The following is a 17,624-nucleotide window of genomic DNA, read 5'->3' on the forward strand; positions in this document are numbered from 1 at the left end:
GGAAAGCGGGAACTCGATGTGACGGACGCCACGTTCTGCGGATGCGATGGCGGCCGCTGGGTAGGGCTGCTGTGACCCTTGTTCCCCCACGCCCAGGGAGGCCGCCGTGGCCGCGTCCGCTCAGCTCCTGCTCTCCGCCCTCTCCAAACAGGTCCCCGCGCGGATACCGTCCCGGACCCGCGTGCAGGCCGTCCTCGCCCGGATCCCGGGCCCCGCGCCCGCTCCCGCCGGGCCCCTCACCTCCGAGCCGCCGCTCGCCGACGCCGCCCCGCTCACCAGCGAACCGGCTCTCACCGACTTCACCCCCCTCACCAGCGAGCCGACCGCGCACGGCACGGCCGGCGGACCGGAGTCCCCAGGAGCCTGAATGACCCTCGCCCGGCTCGCCGCGCTGCACGGTGTCGCCACCGCCTACTCGCCCTCCCCGGGCGTCACCGTCCCGGTCGCCGACGCCACGGTGGTGGCGGTGCTCGGCGCGCTCGACGTCGACGCCGCCACGCCCGCGGCGATCCGCGCGTCCCTCGCCGCCACTGAGGACGCGGCCGCCCGGCGACTGCTCCCGCCGACGGTGGTCCTGTGGCGCGACGCCGGGGCGCGGCTCCCGCGCCCGCTCGCCGCGCTCCCGCCGGGCACCGCGCTGCGGGTCCTCGGTGAGGACGGCACGGAGCTCCCGGCGGTCTGGGAGGAGCTGCCGCTCGGGGCGCACCGCCTGGAGGCCCGGGCCGGCGACGGGCGCACGGCGCACAGCACCCTCGTCGTGGCCCCCGCGCGCGTGCCGCAACCACCCGCCGCGCGCGGGTACGGCCTGCTCGTCCAGCTCTACTCGCTGTTGTCCACCCGCTCCTGGGGCATGGGCGACCTCGGGGACCTGAGGGAGCTCGCCGCGTGGGCGGGGCGGGCTCTCGGAGCCGGGTTCGTGCAGGTCAACCCGCTCCACGCGGCCGTGCCCGGCACGCCCACGGACCCGTCCCCGTACCGCCCGTCCTCGCGCCGCTTCCCCGACCCCGTCCACCTGCGGATCGAGGACGTCCCCGAGTACGCGTACGCGCGCGGCCACCTGACACCCGAGCAGCGCGACGAGCTGGACGCGGTGCTGGGGCGGGCGGCCGAGCTGCGCGAGAAGGTGCTGCGCAAGGGCGAGCTGATCGACCGGGACGCGGTGTGGGTGCTCAAGCGCCGCGCCCTGGAGCTGCTGTACGCCGTACCGCTCGGCCCCGGCCGCGAAGCCGCGCTGCGCGACTTCCGGGCCGCGCAGGGGCGCGCGCTGGAGGACCACGCCACGTGGTGCGCGCTGGCCGAGCGGTACGGCGCCGACCGCGCCCAGTGGCCCGAGGACGTGCGCGACCCGCGCTCCGCCGCCACCGCGCGCGTACGGGCCGAGCTCGCCGACCGGGTCGACTTCCACTGCCGGCTCGCCTGGCTCACCGACGAGCAGCTCGCGGCCGCCGCGCGGGCGGCACGCGAGGCGGGCATGGACGTCGGGATCGTCCACGACCTCGCGGTGGGCGTGCACCCGGACGGCGCCGACGCCTGGGCACAGCAGGACGCCTTCGCGGCGGGCATGTCGGTGGGCGCCCCGCCGGACGCGTTCAACGCGCGCGGCCAGGACTGGGGCCTGCCGCCCTGGCGCCCGGACGCGCTCGCCGCCTCCGGCTACGCCCCCTACCGGGACCTGCTGCGCGGGCTGCTGCGGCACGCGGGCGCCCTCCGCATCGACCACGTGATGGGGCTGTTCCGGCTCTGGTGGGTGCCCGAGGGTCGCGAACCCACCGAGGGCACGTACGTCCGGTACGACGCCGAGGCCATGCTCGCGGTCCTCGCCCTGGAGGCCCACCGCGCGGGCGCCGTCGTGATCGGCGAGGACCTCGGCACGGTCGAGCCCGGTGTACGGGAGGCCCTGCAGCGGCGCGGCGTCCTCGGCACGTCGGTGCTGTGGTTCGAGCGGGACTGGGAGGGCGACCGGCGACCGCTGGCCCCCGAGGCGTGGCGCGCGGACTGCGTGGCCACGGCGACGACGCACGACCTGCCGTCCACGGCGGCGCGGCTCACCGGCGAGCACGTCGAGCTGCGGCACCGCCTCGGGCTGCTGGCCCGGCCGCTGGAGGAGGAGCAGGCCGAGGACGCGACCGAGGTCGCCGAGTGGCTCGCGTACCTGCGCGAGCTGGGACTGCTGGAACGAGGGCCGGACGGCGGGGCGGGCTCGCGCGACGAGGAGGCCGAGATCCGTGCCTTCTACCGCTTCCTGCGGCGCACGCCCGCGCGCATGACCGGGGTGTGGCTGCCGGACGCCGTGGGCGACCGCCGCCCGCAGAACCTGCCCGGGACGTGGGACCAGTACCCGAACTGGCGGCTGCCCGTCGCGGACGCGGAGGGCCGCCCCGTCACCCTGGAGGAGCTGGCCGCCTCACCCCGGCTGCACGCCCTCATGGCGGTGCTCGGGACCGGTGGGGAGCCTCCTATGGGACCCCCGGGCGCGCGGCGCCTTTAGGCGTTCGCTACGTTTGCACCGTGGACAAGAAGAACGCCCTGCGCGCCGGCGCCGTCGCGGCCGGTACGACGCTGATGATGCTGCTCATGTCGTCCCCTGCGGTCGCGCTCGTCCGCGACGACGGCGACGACCCGGGCCCCGGCCTGAGCCTGATCGACACGCTCGGCCTGTTCGTGGGCGCCCCGATCCTGCTGTTCCTGGTGATCGCGGGCCTGGTGATGGTGCTCGACAAGTCCAAGAAGCAGGTCTGACGCCTCACTGAGGCTTTCCGAAGGCGCTGCACGGTGGTGAGACCGTCGTGCGGCGCCTTCGTGCGTTCTCCCGCGTTCACGCGCCCGTCGTCTTGAGCAGCTTGCGTAGCAGGGCCGCCAACTGCTCGGCCTCCTCCGGCTCCAGGGCGGCCTCCAGGGCCTCCCGCTGGACCGCCAGCCCGGCCGCCACGGCCTCGTCCACGAGCTCGCGGCCCCGTTCGGTGAGCGTCACCCGCAGGCCCCGCCGGTCGTTGGGGTCGGGGTTGCGGGTCAGCAGCCCGGCGCGCTCCAGCTTGTCGAGGCGGCCCGTCATGCCGCCCGTCGTGAGCATCAGCGTCGCCGACAGCTCGCGCGGCGAGAGCGTGTACGGCTCGCCCGAGCGGCGCAGCGTCGCCAGGACGTCGAACTCCCCGCGGGAGATCCCGAAGGGCGCGTACGCCTTGTCGACGCGGGCCCCGATGGAGTGGGTCAGCCGGTAGACGCGCCCGAAGACGGCCATGGGGAGGGTGTCGAGGTCGGGCCGTACGACCGCCCACTGGGCGGTGATCGCGTCGACGGCGTCCTGCTGCTCAGGGCCGGAGCCGGGGTCGGACCCGGGGCCGGGGCCGGGTGCCGGAGTGGTCGGAGTCATGGGCGCAGTCTCCTGCTCGGTGCGGACGGGTGCAAAAGATGCTTGCAAGTAAGTTGCTTAGCGCTAAGCTACTTATCACCAAGCTAGTTCGAAGGGGGAGCCCGATGTCCCACAAGGCCGCAGTCATAGCCCTCACCGCCCTCGCCCCGATCTCCTGGGGCTCCACCTACGCCGTCACCACGGAGTTCCTGCCGCCGGACCGGCCCCTGTTCACGGGGCTCATGCGGGCCCTGCCCGCCGGGCTGGCGCTGCTCGCGCTCACCCGGACGCTCCCGCGCGGCGCCTGGTGGGGGAAGTCGGCGGCGCTCGGGGCGCTGAACATCGGGGCCTTCTTCCCCCTGCTCTTCCTCGCCGCGTACCGGCTGCCCGGCGGCGTCGCCGCGGTCGTCGGCTCGGTGGGGCCGCTGTTCGTCGTCGGCCTCGCCGCGCTGCTGCTGGGGGAGCGGCCCACCGTGCGGGCGGTGGTGGCCGCGGTCGCCGCCGCCTTCGGGGTGAGCCTCGTCGTGCTGAAGGCGGGCGCCGCCTTCGACCTGGTCGGCGTCCTCGCCGGACTGGCCTCGGCGGTGTCCATGTCGGCGGGGACGGTGCTGACCAAGCGCTGGGGCCGGCCCGAGGGCGTCGGGCCGCTGGCCATGACCGGCTGGCAGCTGAGCGCCGGGGGCCTGCTCATCGCGCCGGTCGCCTTCCTGGTGGAGGGCGCCCCGCCGGCCCTGGATGCGCGGGGGCTCGCCGGGTACGCGTACCTCGCGCTCGCCAACACCGCCGTCGCGTACTGGCTCTGGTTCCGCGGCATCGAGCGGCTGACCGCCACCGCCGCCACCCTCCTCGGGCCGCTCTCGCCGCTGACCGCCGCCGTCGTCGGGTGGGTCGCGCTGGGGCAGGCGCTGGGGCCGGTGCAGCTGATCGGCATGGTGATCGCCTTCGGTGCGACGCTCGCCGGGCAGTGGGTGACGAGGCCGCGACCCGCCGCGACAGCATCGTTCAGTTTTACTGAAGAGAAGGCCAAGGAACTTTCGATGGACGCGATCGGTTCCGGAGTGCGACGGTAGGTCCACCGCACACCAGAAAGGGATCACCGTGGCAGTCCTGGACCGCGTCCGTAACGGCGAGACGACGACCGCGAGGAGAGGAGGGAGAGCCGGGCAGGCCGCCGGCCTCGGCCTCCTCCTCGCAGCCGTCGCCACGGTCGTCTGGTCCGGCAGCTTCGTCACCTCACGGGCCCTGCACGACTCCGTCCCGCCCGTCCAGGCCGCCTTCTGGCGCTGGGTCGTCGCCATCCTCGCCGTCGCCCCCTTCGCGGCCCGCGCGACCTGGCGCCGACGGCACGTCGTCCGCCGCCACCTCGGCTTCGTCACCCTCGCCTCGCTCCTCGGCGTCACCGTCTACAACACCCTCGTCAACCAGGCCGGGCTCACCACCTCCGCCTCCACCATGGGCATGGTCATGGCCGCCTCTCCCGTCCTGATGGCGGTGTACGAGCGGCTGGGCGGCGCCCGGCTGGGACCACGACGGCTGGCCGGCCTGCTGATCGCCTGCGCCGGAGTGGTCCTGCTGGTGGGCAAGGGGTCCCTCGTGCCGGACTTCGCCGCCGGAGACCTGTGGATGGTGGCGGCGGCCGTCTCCTTCGCCTCGTACAGCGCCCTGCTCAGGCGGCGGCCGGCGGAGCTCGGCGGGATCGTCTTCCTGCTGACCACCTTCGTGCTGGGCGCGGTGATGCTGCTGCCGGCGTACGCGATCAGCGTCGCGGTGCAGGGCGGCTTCGAGGTGTCGGCCGGCACGGTCGGACCGCTGGTGTACGTCGGGGTGTTCTCCTCCGCGGTCGCCTTCTTCGCCTGGAACAAGGCGGTTTCGCTGATCGGCGCGGCCCGGGCGGGGGTCGTCTACTACCTCCAGCCGGTGTGCGTGGCCCTGCTGTCCTGGCTGCTGATCGACGAGCGGCTCGGCGTGCTCCAGGGGGTCTGCATGGCGCTGATCCTGGGCGGCGTGATCCTCGGGACGGCCCGCGCGAAGGCGTGACGGTAGCGACGAAGTGAAGTGAGGGCCTCGGCCGCCGGTGGTCAATCGGCGGGCGAGGCCCTCACGTGCTCGGGGTGGGGGGAGGGAGGGTGCCGGGGTGACGCGGGGAGGTGCGTCACCCCGGCGAGGGGGGCATCGGGTGCCGGTGTCAGCAGTTGACGACGTACCAGACCGGGTTCCAGTTGTAGCTGGAGGAGGCGGAGTACGCGCCCGGCGTGGTGAAGATGGTGTTCCGGTTGCTGTCCAGGAAGCGGGCCCGGGTGCCCGGCGTCTGGTTGTTGATCCAGGAGCCGTAGCCGGTCCAGTTGTCCAGGGCGTACGTGGCGCACCGGTAGAGGTTGAACTGCGCGCCGGTGAAGTTGGTGCCGGTGAACATGCAGAAGTTCTGGGCCGGGCAGTCGGCGCGGCCCTGTCGCGCGCCCGGCAGCGGCAGCACGATCTCGCCCTTGCCGTCGATCGCGATCCGGTTGAGGGCGACCTGCGTGCCGCCGTGGCGGGCGAGGTGGGTGTCGACCTGCTCCTGGAGGTCTTCGGCCTCGTCGTCGTCCAGGCCCGCCGCCTCCGCCTCCGCGGCGAGGTCGTGGTGGCCGGGGACGGACGCGGCGGCGGCCGGGTTGGTCAGGCCGAACGCCATCGCGGCGACGAGTGCCATGACCGCGAACAGCGCCGCGGTCAGCTTGCGCAGTGTCATGCGGTGTTCCCCCTGTTTTCGGGACGAATGCCGTCGCGTGTGCGGCGGGCATGACTCTGAGTGTCCAAGCCTGCGCGAGTGCCGGGCAACCGGTTCCCGCGTTGCTGTCCGGTAGACGCCAAAGCCGCCTGGAGCGGCGGGAGTCGGCGGATGTCGGCGGGTGTGCGCGCGTCGGCGGGTGTCGGTGTGCGTCGGGGCGCATCGGATGCGGCGGGGCGGCGGCGGATAGGTTGCGGTCCATGACCGAGTGGGACATCAAGAAGCTCCAGATCCTGCGCACGCTGCGGGACCGCGGCACCGTGACCGCGACCGCGGAGGCGCTGCTGATGACCCCCTCGGCCGTCTCACAGCAGCTGTCCAACCTCTCCAAGCAGTTGGGCGTACGGCTGCTGGAGGCGCGCGGGCGGCGCGTGCGGCTCACCGACGCCGCCCACCTCGTGCTGCGCCACGCCGAGGTGGTGTTCGCGCAGCTGGAGCGGGCGGACGCGGAGCTCGCCGGATACCTCCAGGGCGAGGCCGGCGAGGTGCGCGTCGGGGCCTTCTCCACCGCCGTGCCCGCTCTCGTCGTCCCCGCGGTCCTGCGGCTGCGCACCGCCCACCCGGGCCTGGAGGTGCGGGTCCGGGAGGCGGAGGCGGCCGAGGCGTACGAGCTGCTGTCGGCGGGGGCGGTGGACCTGGCGCTGTCGCTGGCGGCGCACGCGCCGACGGCCCGGGACCCCAAGTTCACGCGCGTGCCGCTGCTCGCCGATCCGCTGGACGTCGCCCTGCCGGCGGAGCATCCGCTGGCGGGGGCGCCGGGGCTGCGGCTGGCCGACCTGTCGGGGGAGCGCTGGATCTTCGGGGGCAGCGGCCCCTGGTCGGAGATCACCACGGCGGCGTGCGAGGCGGCCGGGTTCGTCCCGGAGCAGGCCCACTCGGCGGCCGGCTGGACGGCGATCCTGGCGATGGTGGAGGCGGGTATGGGCATCGCCCTGGTGCCGCGCATGGCGGCGGCGGAGCGGGCGACGGGCGTGGTGATGCGGGTCCTGGAGGCCGACCAGCCCCGCCGTCACGTCGTCGCGGCGGCCCGGCGCGGCGCGGAGTCGGCCCCGGCGGTCGCCCGCGTGCTCGCGGCCCTGCGCGAGGTCGCGGCCCTGCGGTAGGGCCTGCGGCAGGGCCGGCGTCGGGGCGTCGGCCTGCTTGGGCCTGTGCGGGCGCCGGGGCGTCGCGGCGCCGTGACGTCGGCCGGGGCGGTGCGGGCCCCGCGCCCGTCAGGCCACCGGGGGTCTCGCCAGGCCCAGGAGGAGCTCGTCCGTCGCCGCCTTGATGCCGTCGAGCGTGCGGCCCTCGACGTGCGTCACGCGGTGCATGAGGCTCGGCATGAACGGCGCCAGCAGCATGTGCGCCAGCAGCGCCGCATCCCCGTCGGGCCGGATCCGGGCCACGAGCATCGCCGTGTGGGTGTGCATCGTGGCGTAGGCGCCGCTGTCGTAGCGCGCCAGCGGTCCCGCCTCCTCCGCCGCCAGCATCATGTCCCGCTGCTCGGCGACCCGGTCGGCCAGCGCGTGCAGGAACGCGCGCAGGCGCTGGAGGGGCGGTGCCTCCGGACCGAGCGGCGGCGGGCCGGACATGAAGGCCTGCTGGAAGCGCTTCTCGCGCTCGTCGAGCAGCGCGAACAGCAGTTGCGCGACATCGCCGAACCGGCGGTAGACCGTGCCCACGCCGATGCCGGTCGCGTGCGCGACCGCGTTCATGGTCAGGGCCCCGGGCCCCTTCTCCGCCACGATCGCGGCGGCGGCCTCCAGGATCCGGCGGCGGTTGTCCGCGGCGTCCGCGCGCTCCTGGCGCTCCGGACGCGCGGCGGCGGGCCCGTCCACCAGCGGCAGGTCGATGCGGCGGGGTGGGCGCGACGACGGCGGCGTGCTCATGGCCCGAGCATAGCCGAGTACCGGAAAACTATCCGGTTCCGCTACGGGGCCTCTTGCCATGCGGATTCCTATCCGCTTAACTCGTGGATGACAGGAAGCGGATAGCGATCCGCTTTCTCCGTACGTGTCGAAGGGTTGCGTCATGGCTCCGAAGATCGCCGTCGTCTACTACTCCTCCACCGGCAACGTCCACCGCCTCGCCGAGGCGGTCGCCGAGGGCGCCGAGAAGGCCGGCGCCGAGGTCCGGCTGCGCCGCGTACCCGAGCTCGCCCCCGATGCGGCCATCGACTCCAACCCCGCCTGGCGCGAGCACGTCGAGGCCACCCGCGGCGTGGAGGTCGCCACCCTCGACGACCTGGCCTGGGCCGACGCGTACGCCTTCGGCACGCCCACCCGGTACGGCAACGTCGCGGCCCAGCTGAAGCAGTTCCTCGACTCCACCGGCGGCCTGTGGCAGCAGGGCGCGTTCGCCGACAAGCCGGCCACCGGCTTCGTCAGCGCGTCGAACGCGCACGGCGGCAACGAGTCCACGCTGCTCGCGCTCTACAACACCATGCACCACTGGGGTTCCCTCATCGTCTCGCCCGGCTTCACCGACCCGGCGATCTTCGCCGCCGGCGGCAACCCCTATGGCACCTCGCACGCCTCCGGCGCCGGAGCCCCCGGCGACAACGTGCTGACCGCCGCCCGCTACCAGGGCCGGCGCCTCGCCACGATCACCGCGCGCCTCGCCGGTACCGCCACCGCGCTCTGAGGCGACCTTTCAGTTGAGCTGAAGATCGATTGAAGGAACTTTCGATGGACCTGTTGCTTCCGCAGGCCCGACAGTAGGTCCATGACCTTCGACCCGAGCACCCAGGACGCCCCGGACCAGGACCCGCACGCCAACGACGCCGCGCCCTACGGCGGTGGCGACCCGTACGCCGACTACCGTGCCGGTGACTTCCCGTTCACCGACCTCGTCGACCTGGCCGACCGCCGCCTCGGTGCCGGAGTCGTCGCCGCCAACGACGAGTTCTTCGCCGAGCGCGAGAACCTCCTGGTGCGCGAGCGTGCCGTGTTCGATCCGGAGCACTTCGGGCACAAGGGCAAGATCATGGACGGCTGGGAGACCCGCCGTCGGCGCGGTACCGACGGCGAGAACCCCTTCCCCGCCCCCGAGGACCACGACTGGGCGATCGTCCGCCTCGGCGCCCCCGGCGTCATCCGCGGCGTCATCGTCGACACCGCCCACTTCCGCGGCAACTACCCGCAGCGCGTCTCCCTCCAGGCCGCCTCCGTCGAGGGCAGCCCGAGCCCCGAGCAACTCCTCTCCGACGACGTGAAGTGGGAGGAGATCCTCCCGCCCACCCCCGTACGCGGCCACGCCGCCAACGGCTTCGCGATCGGCGCCGAGCGCCGCTTCACCCACGTGCGCGTCTGCCAGCACCCCGACGGCGGTATCGCCCGCCTCCGCGTCCACGGCGAGGTCGTCCCCGACCCGGAGTGGCTGGACCTCCTCGGCACCCTCGACCTCATCTCCGTACTCAACGGAGGCGTGTACGAGGACGCGTCCGACAAGTTCTACTCCTCGCCGACGCAGATCATCCTGCCGGGCACCTCCCGCAAGATGGACGACGGCTGGGAGAACCGCCGCCGCCGCGTCCGCGGCACCAACGACTGGGTGCGCTTCCGCCTCGCCGCGCAGGGTGCCGTACGGGCCGTCGAGATCGACACCGCGTACCTCAAGGGCAACTCCGCCGGCTGGATCTCCCTCCAGGGCCGCGACGGCGAGGACGGCGACTGGTTCGAGATCATCCCGCGCACCCGGCTCCAGCCCGACACGCTCCACCGCTTCAAGCTGCCCGCCGAGGCCGTCGTCACCCACGTACGCCTCGACGCCTTCCCCGACGGCGGCATCGCCCGCATGCGCCTGCACGGCTCCCTCACGGAGCAGGGCGCGGTGGACCTGCGCGACCGCTACGCGCGGCTGAACGGCTGACGGCCCGCACGGCCGGCTGACGGCCGGACACGGCTTCCGCCCGGCGGACGGCGCGCACGAACGCCCGCCCGCCGGGCGGATTTCCACCCACGACGAAGGGGCGCCCCTCGGGGGGAGGGCGCCCCTTTTTTGAGCGCTCGGTTCACCTCCGGGGCGCCTAAGACGGTGTCGACGGTCGATCTCCCCCTACGCCCTGCGGGCGTGGGAGGTACCCCCGCTCGGGTCTCCCCCTGGCCTTCGGCGGGGGGACCCCCAGTTCCTCACGACCCTCCGCGCTCCCCCTACCTTCGGCGGGGGGGACCCCCATCCCTTTCGACACCGCCGCTCCCCCTACCTTCGGCGGGGGGACCCCCACTTCGGCTCACTCGCGAGGTTTCATCACACGCCCGCGGCCGCCGCCGCGTCCGCCGCCTGGGCCTTCAGCGCGCGCTCCACGCCCGACCGCGACTCCGACACCAGGCGGCGCAGTGCCGCGTTCGGCTCCGCGCTCGCGAGCCAGGCGTCCGTCGCCGCCAGCGTCTCCTCGGAGACCTGGACCGCCGGGTAGAGGCCCACCGCGATCTGCTGGGCCATCTCGTGGGAGCGGGACGCCCACACGTCCTTGACCACGGCGAAGAACTTCTCCGTGTACGGGGCCAGCAGCTCGCGCTGGTCCGTCTGGACGAAGCCGCCGATCACGGCCTCCTGCACGGCGTTCGGCAGTTTGTCGGAGTCGACGACCGACGCCCACGCCTCGGCCTTGGCCTCCGCCGTCGGGCGTGCCGCCCGCGCGGTCGCCGCGTGCCGCTCGCCCGCCGCCGTCTTGTCGCGGTCGTGCTCGGCGGCGATCTCCGGCTCGTCGTACACGCCCGTCGCGGCCAGCCGCTCCACGAACGCCCAGCGCAGCTCGGTGTCCACGACCAGGCCCTCGATCGTCTCGCGGCCCTCCAGCAGCGCCGCCAGCAGGTCCAGCTGCTGCGGCGTACGGGCGGTCGCCGCGAAGGCCCGCGCCCACGCCAGCTGGTGGTCGCTGCCCGGCTCGGCGGTGCGCAGGTGCGTCAGCGCCGCCTCCGTCCAGCGGGCCAGGCCCGTCTCGCGCCACTCCGGCGCCGCGTACAGGTCGAGGGCCAGCTTCACCTGGCGGTGCAGCGACTGCACCACACCGATGTCCGACTCCTTCGCGATGCCGGACAGCACCAGCTCCAGGTAGTCGCGCGTGGCCAGCTCGCCGTCGCGCGTCATGTCCCACGCCGACGCCCAGCACAGCGCGCGCGGCAGCGACTCGGTGAAGTCGCCCAGGTGCTGCTTCACCGTGGCCAGCGACTCCTCGTCGAGGCGTACCTTGGCGTACGACAGGTCGTCGTCGTTGAGCAGCACCACGGCCGGGCGGCGCACGCCCGCCAGCTGCGGCACCTCGGTGCGCTCGGTCGCCGTGACGTCCAGCTCCACCCGGTCCGTACGGACCAGCTTGCCCGACCCGTCGAGGTCGTACAGGCCGATCGCGATCCGGTGCGGCCGCAGGACCGGCTCGCCCTTCGCGCCGGCGGGCAGCGCCGGGGCCTCCTGGCGTACCGCGAAGGAGGTGATGACGCCGTCCCCGTCGACCTCGATCTCCGGGCGCAGCACATTGATGCCGGCCGTCTCCAGCCACGCCTTCGACCACGTCTTCAGGTCACGCCCGGAGGTCTCCTCCAGCGCGCCCAGCAGGTCCGACAGGCGCGTGTTGCCGAAGGCGTGGCGCTTGAAGTACGCCTGCACGCCCCGGAAGAACTCGTCCTCGCCGACGTACGCCACCAGCTGCTTCAGCACGGAGGCGCCCTTGGCGTAGGTGATGCCGTCGAAGTTGACCAGGACGTCGTCCAGGTCGCGGATGTCGGCCATGATCGGGTGCGTCGACGGCAGCTGGTCCTGCCGGTACGCCCACGTCTTCATCTGGTTCGCGAACGTCGTCCACGAGTGCGGCCAGCGCGAACCCGGCGCCGCCGCCTGGCAGGCGATGGAGGTGTAGGTGGCGAACGACTCGTTCAGCCACAGGTCGTTCCACCACTCCATCGTCACCAGGTCGCCGAACCACATGTGGGCCAGCTCGTGGAGGATGGTCTCGGCGCGCACCTCGTACGCCGCGTCCGTCACCTTCGACCGGAAGACGTACTGGTCGCGGATGGTCACCGCGCCCGCGTTCTCCATCGCGCCCGCGTTGAACTCCGGCACGAACAGCTGGTCGTACTTGGCGAAGGGGTACGCGTAGTCGAACTTCTCCTGGAACCAGTCGAAGCCCTGCCGCGTCACCTCGAAGATCGCGTCCGCGTCGAGGAACTCGGCGAGCGACGGACGGCAGTAGATGCCCAGCGGCACGACCTGCCCGTCCGGGCCCTCGTACGTGCTGTGCACCGCGTGGTACGGGCCGACGATCAGGGCCGTGATGTACGTCGAGATGCGCGGCGTGGGCTCGAAGACCCAGACGTCATCCTTCGGCTCGGGCGTCGGGCTGTTCGAGATGACGGTCCAGCCGGACGGCGCCTTCACGGTGAACTGGAAGGTCGCCTTCAGGTCCGGCTGCTCGAAGCTGGCGAACACCCGCCGCGCGTCCGGCACCTCGAACTGCGTGTAGAGGTACGCCTGGTCGTCGACCGGGTCGACGAACTTGTGCAGGCCCTCGCCGGTGTTCGTGTACGCGCAGTCCGCGACGACCGTCAGCTCGTTGCGCCCCTGCTTCAGGTGCTTCAGCGCGATCCGCGAGTCGCGGAAGACGGCCGCGACGTCCAGCGCGTGGCCGTTCAGGGTGACCTTGTGGACGGCCGGGGCCACCAGGTCGATGAACGTCTCCGCGCCCTCCTCGGCGGAGTCGAAGCGCACGGTGGTGACGGACCGGTAGGTGCCGCCCTCCTGCGCGCCGCTGAGATCCAGGTCGATCTCGTACGAGTCCACGGTCAGCAGCTTCGCCCGCTGCTGCGCCTCTTCACGGGTCAGGTTCGTGCCAGGCACCCGGTCATCTCCTCGTTGTGTGACGTTTGCGGCCATCCTTCCACGGACGCCAAGGGGCCGCCCCACCGTTACGGCGGGGCGGCCCCATCGGCATGAAACCCGAGGTCAGCCGGTCGGCGACGTCAGCCGTTCAGCTCGGCGGCGACCAGCTCCGCGATCTGCACGGCGTTCAGCGCCGCGCCCTTGCGCAGGTTGTCGTTGGAGAGGAAGAGCGCGAGGCCGTGCTCGACGGTCTCGTCCACGCGGATGCGGCCGACGTACGAGGCGTCCTTGCCGGCCGCCTGGAGCGGGGTCGGGATCTCGGAGAGCTCGACGCCCTCGGCGTCCTTCAGCAGCTCGTAGGCGCGCTCCACGCTGATCGGGCGCTCGAAGCGGGCGTTGACCTGGAGGGAGTGGCCCGAGAAGACGGGGACGCGCACACAGGTGCCGGAGACCTTGAGGTCGGGGATCTCCAGGATCTTGCGGGACTCGTTGCGGAGCTTCTGCTCCTCGTCCGTCTCGAAGGAGCCGTCGTCGACGAGGGAGCCGGCCAGCGGCAGCACGTTGAAGGCGATGGGGCGCTTGTAGACGCCGGGCTCGGGGTACGCGACGGCCTCGCCGTCGTGGGTGAGCTCGGTGGCGCGCTCGGCGACGGCCTTGACCTGGCCGTCCAGCTCCGCGACGCCCGCCAGGCCCGAGCCGGAGACGGCCTGGTAGGTGGTGGCGACCAGGGCGGTCAGGCCCGCCTCCTGGTGCAGCGGCTTCAGCACCGGCATGGCGGCCATGGTGGTGCAGTTCGGGTTGGCGATGATCCCCTTGGGGCGGTCCTTGATCGCGTGCGGGTTCACCTCGGACACGACCAGCGGCACCTCGGGGTCCCGGCGCCAGGCGGAGGAGTTGTCGATCACCACGGCACCCTGGGAGGCGACCTTCTCGGCGAGCGCCTTGGAGGTGGCGCCACCGGCGGAGAAGAGCACGATGTCCAGGCCGGTGTAGTCGGCGGTGGAGGCGTCCTCGACGGTCACGCCGTCCAGGACGGTGCCCGCGGAACGGGCGGAGGCGAACAGCCGCAGCTCGTCGACGGGGAACTTCCGCTCGGCAAGGATCCTGCGCATGACCGTGCCGACCTGACCGGTCGCTCCGACGATTCCTACCTTCACGGGGACTCCTCCGTACGTGCTTGTCGGCCCTGGCGGCCTGGGTGCCTCACCCATGATGCGTATCACCTGACCGGGCTTGTCCAATTCATTGTCCGCGACGTGAGAAGCAGCACGCGAAGGGCGGGCGCCCGCAGGACGCCCGCCCTCACTCACCGTACGAGACGTGCTACGGCGTGACCTTGCCGATCATGACGCTGCCGCTGCCCGCGGCCGTGCCGCGCGCCGTCACCAGCGACACCTCGCCGAAGAACTGCCGGCCCTCGGGGGCCTCGCCGTTCACCAGCACCTCGGCCGCGACCTGCGCCGACGCGCCCGTCGCCAGCTTCACCGGCTTGGCGGCGTCGACCTTGACCGTGCCGAGCGCGGACGAGAAGTACACGTCCTTGTAGTCGTACGTGGTCGAGCCGGCCGGGATCTCGTAGCCGATGACCTCGATCGTGTACGTACCGGCGGCCGGCTTGATCAGGGAGACGGACTCCTCCGAGTCGCCGTCCGCCGACGAGCCGACCTCCACGCCGTTCAGCGAGACGGTCAGGTCCAGGTCGGCCGCCTTGTCGGAGGTGTTGCCGATGGCGACGTCCAGCCGCTCGACGCCCTCACCGAGGGTGACCGTGCTGGTGTGCGTGGCGTGGTTGGCGAGGGTCGGCGTGGCGACCTTCGCGGAGCCGAGCGGGCCGCCCTTCAGCGTGCCGTCGATCGCGGCGAAGCCGTTGGTGACCTTCCAGTCCACCGCGGCCGGCGTGCCGACCTTCGCCTCGGGCACCGTCCGCACCGCCGGGTCGAAGGCCGCACCCAGCAGGGACACGTCCAGCTTGTAGGGGTTGTCCAGGTCCGGCGAGGTGCGCCGCGCCTCGACCTCGATCTCCCAGACGCCCGGCGTCGGGTTGGCGTACGAGCGCGCGTCGGGACGGCACGTGTTCGCCGGGTTGTAGTGCGGGTAGCACGCGTTGGACGCGGTGGTGTCGACGGGCACGCCGTACGGGTGGATGGCGATGAACCGGGTCTGGCTCTTCTCCTTCAGCCCGCCGAGCGCCACCTCCAGCGCCTTGGCGCCCTTGGGCACCGTGACGAAGTAGGACTTGTGGCTGTTGCGCTGCACGGTGCCGGTCGCGCTGTAGGCGTACGCGCTCGGCGCGGCCAGGTCGTGCGCGACGACGACGGTGGCGAGGATCTGCTTGTCGACGCCCTCGGTGTCCTCGTCGTCGGCCTCCAGGATGGCGCTGTGCACGCCCGCGGAGCCCGGCTTGGCCTGCACCTTGACGGTGACGGGCTTGTTCAGCGGCAGGTCCACCTCGTCGTCGCCGAGGATGCGGAAGGTGCCGTCGTTGTACTTCAGCTCCAGCTCGTGCTCGATCGGCCGGTCCGGGCCGGTCGTGCGCGTGATGGTGACGTCGTAGACCTTCTTCTGGCCGGCCTTGAGGCCGCCCTCGCGGTCGTAGATGCCGGTGCCGGGCTTCTTCAGCTCCTGCTCCAGCGCGGTGTCGACGGGCGCGGCGACCGTGTACTCGTGCGCGGTGGCCCCGTCCTCGATGGACTCCCAGGCGTCGACGACGTCGATCAGACCGGCGCCCTGCTCGTGCGCCGCGACACCCGAGATGCGGTTCGCGGTGCTGGTGAGCGCGGTACGCAGGCTCAGCGGGGAGAGCGCGATCTTCCGCTGCTTGGCGGCGGAGATCAGCAGCGCGCTCGCGCCGGCCGCCTGCGGCGACGACATCGAGGTGCCGTTGAGCATGCCGTAGCCGGCGGGCAGCTTGTAGGACGTCTCCGGGACGCCCGCGCCCGCCATCCACGTCGGGATGGTGTTGATCGCCGAGCCGGGCGCGGAGATCGTCGGGGTGAGGCCGCCGTCCTCACGCGGGCCGCGCGAGGAGAAGGGGAACATGGCGTACTTCTTCTCGACGACCGAGGCGTAGTTGGCGCCCCACGTCTCCTTGGAGATCGCGGCGCCGACCGAGACGACCTTGTCGGCCAGGCCGGGGTCCCCGATGGTGTTCAGGCCCGGGCCGGAGTTGCCGGCCGAGATGACCAGCTGGACGCCGTAGGTGTCGATCAGGCGGCCGTAGAGCGCGGCGCGCGCGTTGTCGCCGGAGTTGAGCGCCGGCAGGCCGCCGATCGACATGTTGACGATGTCGACACCGCGGTTGACGACCAGGTCCGCCATGCCCTCGGTCAGGGCGGTGTTGGTGCAGCCGCCGGACCAGGTGCAGGCGCGCGAGGAGACCAGCTTGGCGCCGGGCGCCGCGCCGTTCATCTTGCCGCCGAACAGGCCGTGGGCGGCGGTGATGCCGGCCACGTGCGAGCCGTGGTCGGAGTTGACGACGCCGATGTTGACGAAGTCGGCCTTGTCCTTGTTGGCGTTGTAGACGACGTCCTTGCGGATCTCGACCACGAACGGGATGCGCTCCACGACGTCGGTCTCCGGCTTGTCCGTGCCGAAGTAGCCGACCTGGAACCCGTCCTTGTACGGCTTCATCGCGACGTCGTCGGTGAAGTCGTTGTTGCCGTTGAGGTCGACGCGGACGGTGCCGGCGGCCGCGTCGTACAGCACGCCCCACACGTCGGTGGTGTCACCGTCGCGGTTGAGGTCGCCGTTCATGTCGCCGCCCTTGGTGGCGGCCTCGCGGAAGTCGCGGTAGCGGTACGAGCCCTCGGGCGCCGTCCAGGTGCGGCCGTCGGCGGTGAACGTCGGGCCGGCCACCGCCGGGTTGTTCATCGGGCGCCAGGTGCCGTCGCCGTCGGTGACGGGGTGGGTGGCGGTCACCCAGTCGACGATCTTGCGCTCGCCGGTGGTGGTCTTCTGCAGCGCCGGGTGGCCCAGGTCCACGCCGGAGTCGAGGATGCCGATGGTCACGCCGCGGCCGTCGGCCTTCGGGTACTTCTTGACGAAGTCCACCGCGCCGGTCTCGAAGGCCGGGTTGTACGGGTTCTTCGCCGGCGTCCGCGCGTCGGGGCCGGGGTACGTGGTGGCCGTCGAACCGGTCGTGGTACCGCCCTCCCCGACGGTACCCGCGTCCGGGGACGGGTCTTCCAGCGCGATCTCGTACTGGAGGTCGATGCCCTGCACCGAGGAGAGCTTGGCGGCCGCGGTGAGCGCGGACTTCGCCTTCCCGGTGGGCAGCGTGGCGCGGACGTAGCCGAGCTTGTCGTACGTCGTGCCGACCGTGGCGCCGGCGACGTCGTCGAACTGCTGGGCGACCTGCTCGGTCTGGCCGGGGGCCGTGGCCACCATGACGGTGACGGTCCGGTCGCCCTGGGCCTCCGCCTCGGCCAGCCGCTCGGCGTCGGCGGCGCCGAGCTTCGCGTCGGCGGCGGAGGCGTCCGACTTGGCCGGGGACGTGCCCGCGGGGGTGCCCGCCGGGTCGTCGGCGGCGAACACCGGGGCGGTGCCGGCCGCGGCCAGCGCGGCCACCAGGCCGGCGGCGGCGACGACGCGGGCGGTGCGCCGAGCCGTCCGTCTGTGGCCGGGGGTCGAGCTCCCTGGTATGGAGCTCTGGGATTCGAGGGTGGTCATCTGCATCCCTGTATGTGAAAGAGACGGTCCGGTATGTGGTGCCGG

14 protein-coding genes are annotated in these 17,624 nt (G+C 72.8%); 8 read left to right on the forward strand and 6 right to left on the reverse strand.

Annotated elements, in window-relative coordinates:
- Positions 1–106: 106 nt before the first annotated feature.
- Genes ACZ42X_RS18710 through ACZ42X_RS18720 form a run of 3 tightly spaced genes read left to right on the forward strand, consistent with a single transcriptional unit; the run spans position 107 to position 2,739 of the window.
- Complete coding sequence (locus ACZ42X_RS18710; RefSeq protein ID WP_468290879.1) at positions 107–367, forward strand: hypothetical protein; 261 nt, start codon at positions 107–109, stop codon at positions 365–367.
- Positions 368–2,488, forward strand: a complete 2,121-nt coding sequence (gene malQ, locus ACZ42X_RS18715; protein WP_468290881.1) for a 4-alpha-glucanotransferase — start codon at positions 368–370, stop codon at positions 2,486–2,488.
- A 20-nt stretch (positions 2,489–2,508) separates the two neighbouring features.
- On the forward strand, positions 2,509–2,739 hold the full coding sequence (locus ACZ42X_RS18720; protein WP_468290884.1) for a hypothetical protein: 231 nt from the start codon (positions 2,509–2,511) through the stop codon (positions 2,737–2,739).
- Between the two features lie 76 nt (positions 2,740–2,815).
- On the opposite strand, the gene ACZ42X_RS18725 is transcribed toward ACZ42X_RS18720, so the two are convergent.
- Positions 2,816–3,370: a MarR family winged helix-turn-helix transcriptional regulator gene (locus tag ACZ42X_RS18725; protein WP_468290887.1), complete on the reverse strand. Its 555-nt coding sequence runs from the start codon at positions 3,368–3,370 to the stop codon at positions 2,816–2,818.
- A 104-nt stretch (positions 3,371–3,474) separates the two neighbouring features.
- On the opposite strand from ACZ42X_RS18725, the gene ACZ42X_RS18730 reads away from it, so the two are divergent.
- Both ACZ42X_RS18730 and ACZ42X_RS18735 read left to right on the forward strand, forming a co-directional pair.
- Positions 3,475–4,419, forward strand: coding sequence for an EamA family transporter (locus tag ACZ42X_RS18730; protein WP_468290890.1), 945 nt, complete (start codon positions 3,475–3,477; stop codon positions 4,417–4,419).
- A 28-nt stretch (positions 4,420–4,447) separates the two neighbouring features.
- Positions 4,448–5,386, forward strand: coding sequence for a DMT family transporter (locus ACZ42X_RS18735; protein ID WP_468290893.1), 939 nt, complete (start codon positions 4,448–4,450; stop codon positions 5,384–5,386).
- 148 nt (positions 5,387–5,534) lie between these two features.
- Here the strand turns inward: ACZ42X_RS18735 and ACZ42X_RS18740 are convergent, their stop codons facing one another.
- Complete coding sequence (locus ACZ42X_RS18740; protein WP_468290895.1) at positions 5,535–6,077, reverse strand: peptidase inhibitor family I36 protein; 543 nt, start codon at positions 6,075–6,077, stop codon at positions 5,535–5,537.
- Between the two features lie 239 nt (positions 6,078–6,316).
- On the opposite strand from ACZ42X_RS18740, the gene ACZ42X_RS18745 reads away from it, so the two are divergent.
- The gene (locus ACZ42X_RS18745; RefSeq protein ID WP_468290898.1) at positions 6,317–7,219 is read left to right on the forward strand and encodes a LysR family transcriptional regulator; all 903 of its coding nucleotides are present in this window, start codon (positions 6,317–6,319) and stop codon (positions 7,217–7,219) included.
- 108 nt (positions 7,220–7,327) lie between these two features.
- Here ACZ42X_RS18745 and ACZ42X_RS18750 read toward each other — a convergent pair whose 3' ends face one another.
- Positions 7,328–7,984, reverse strand: a complete 657-nt coding sequence (locus ACZ42X_RS18750; RefSeq protein ID WP_468290901.1) for a TetR/AcrR family transcriptional regulator — start codon at positions 7,982–7,984, stop codon at positions 7,328–7,330.
- A 142-nt stretch (positions 7,985–8,126) separates the two neighbouring features.
- On the opposite strand from ACZ42X_RS18750, the gene wrbA reads away from it, so the two are divergent.
- Together wrbA and alc are read left to right on the forward strand one after the other, a co-directional pair.
- The gene (wrbA, locus tag ACZ42X_RS18755) at positions 8,127–8,738 is read left to right on the forward strand and encodes an NAD(P)H:quinone oxidoreductase (RefSeq protein WP_468290904.1); all 612 of its coding nucleotides are present in this window, start codon (positions 8,127–8,129) and stop codon (positions 8,736–8,738) included.
- An 81-nt stretch (positions 8,739–8,819) separates the two neighbouring features.
- On the forward strand, positions 8,820–9,965 hold the full coding sequence (gene alc / locus ACZ42X_RS18760) for an allantoicase (protein ID WP_468290907.1): 1,146 nt from the start codon (positions 8,820–8,822) through the stop codon (positions 9,963–9,965).
- 378 nt (positions 9,966–10,343) lie between these two features.
- On the opposite strand, the gene pepN is transcribed toward alc, so the two are convergent.
- The 3 genes from pepN to ACZ42X_RS18775 form a co-directional block, all read right to left on the reverse strand.
- Positions 10,344–12,929 (reverse strand): aminopeptidase N, encoded by a 2,586-nt coding sequence (gene pepN / locus ACZ42X_RS18765; RefSeq protein ID WP_468290909.1) that lies wholly within the window; start codon positions 12,927–12,929, stop codon positions 10,344–10,346.
- A gap of 122 nt (positions 12,930–13,051) precedes the next feature.
- The gene (locus ACZ42X_RS18770; RefSeq protein ID WP_468290912.1) at positions 13,052–14,068 is read right to left on the reverse strand and encodes an aspartate-semialdehyde dehydrogenase; all 1,017 of its coding nucleotides are present in this window, start codon (positions 14,066–14,068) and stop codon (positions 13,052–13,054) included.
- Positions 14,069–14,234: 166 nt separating this feature from the next.
- Positions 14,235–17,579, reverse strand: coding sequence for a S8 family serine peptidase (locus ACZ42X_RS18775; RefSeq protein ID WP_468290915.1), 3,345 nt, complete (start codon positions 17,577–17,579; stop codon positions 14,235–14,237).
- Positions 17,580–17,624: the final 45 nt, after the last annotated feature.

It is taken from the genome of Streptomyces sp. NPDC030862, from assembly GCF_055571835.1.

Coding starts and splice junctions, on each gene's coding strand:
- malQ (WP_468290881.1), top strand. CDS start 368: ATGACCCTCGCCCGGCTCGCCGCGCTGCACGGTGTCGCCACCGCCTAC.
- ACZ42X_RS18725 (WP_468290887.1), bottom strand. CDS start 3,370: ATGACTCCGACCACTCCGGCACCCGGCCCCGGCCCCGGGTCCGACCCC.
- ACZ42X_RS18730 (WP_468290890.1), top strand. CDS start 3,475: ATGTCCCACAAGGCCGCAGTCATAGCCCTCACCGCCCTCGCCCCGATC.
- ACZ42X_RS18740 (WP_468290895.1), bottom strand. CDS start 6,077: ATGACACTGCGCAAGCTGACCGCGGCGCTGTTCGCGGTCATGGCACTC.
- ACZ42X_RS18745 (WP_468290898.1), top strand. CDS start 6,317: ATGACCGAGTGGGACATCAAGAAGCTCCAGATCCTGCGCACGCTGCGG.
- ACZ42X_RS18750 (WP_468290901.1), bottom strand. CDS start 7,984: ATGAGCACGCCGCCGTCGTCGCGCCCACCCCGCCGCATCGACCTGCCG.
- wrbA (WP_468290904.1), top strand. CDS start 8,127: ATGGCTCCGAAGATCGCCGTCGTCTACTACTCCTCCACCGGCAACGTC.
- alc (WP_468290907.1), top strand. CDS start 8,820: ATGACCTTCGACCCGAGCACCCAGGACGCCCCGGACCAGGACCCGCAC.
- ACZ42X_RS18775 (WP_468290915.1), bottom strand. CDS start 17,579: ATGACCACCCTCGAATCCCAGAGCTCCATACCAGGGAGCTCGACCCCC.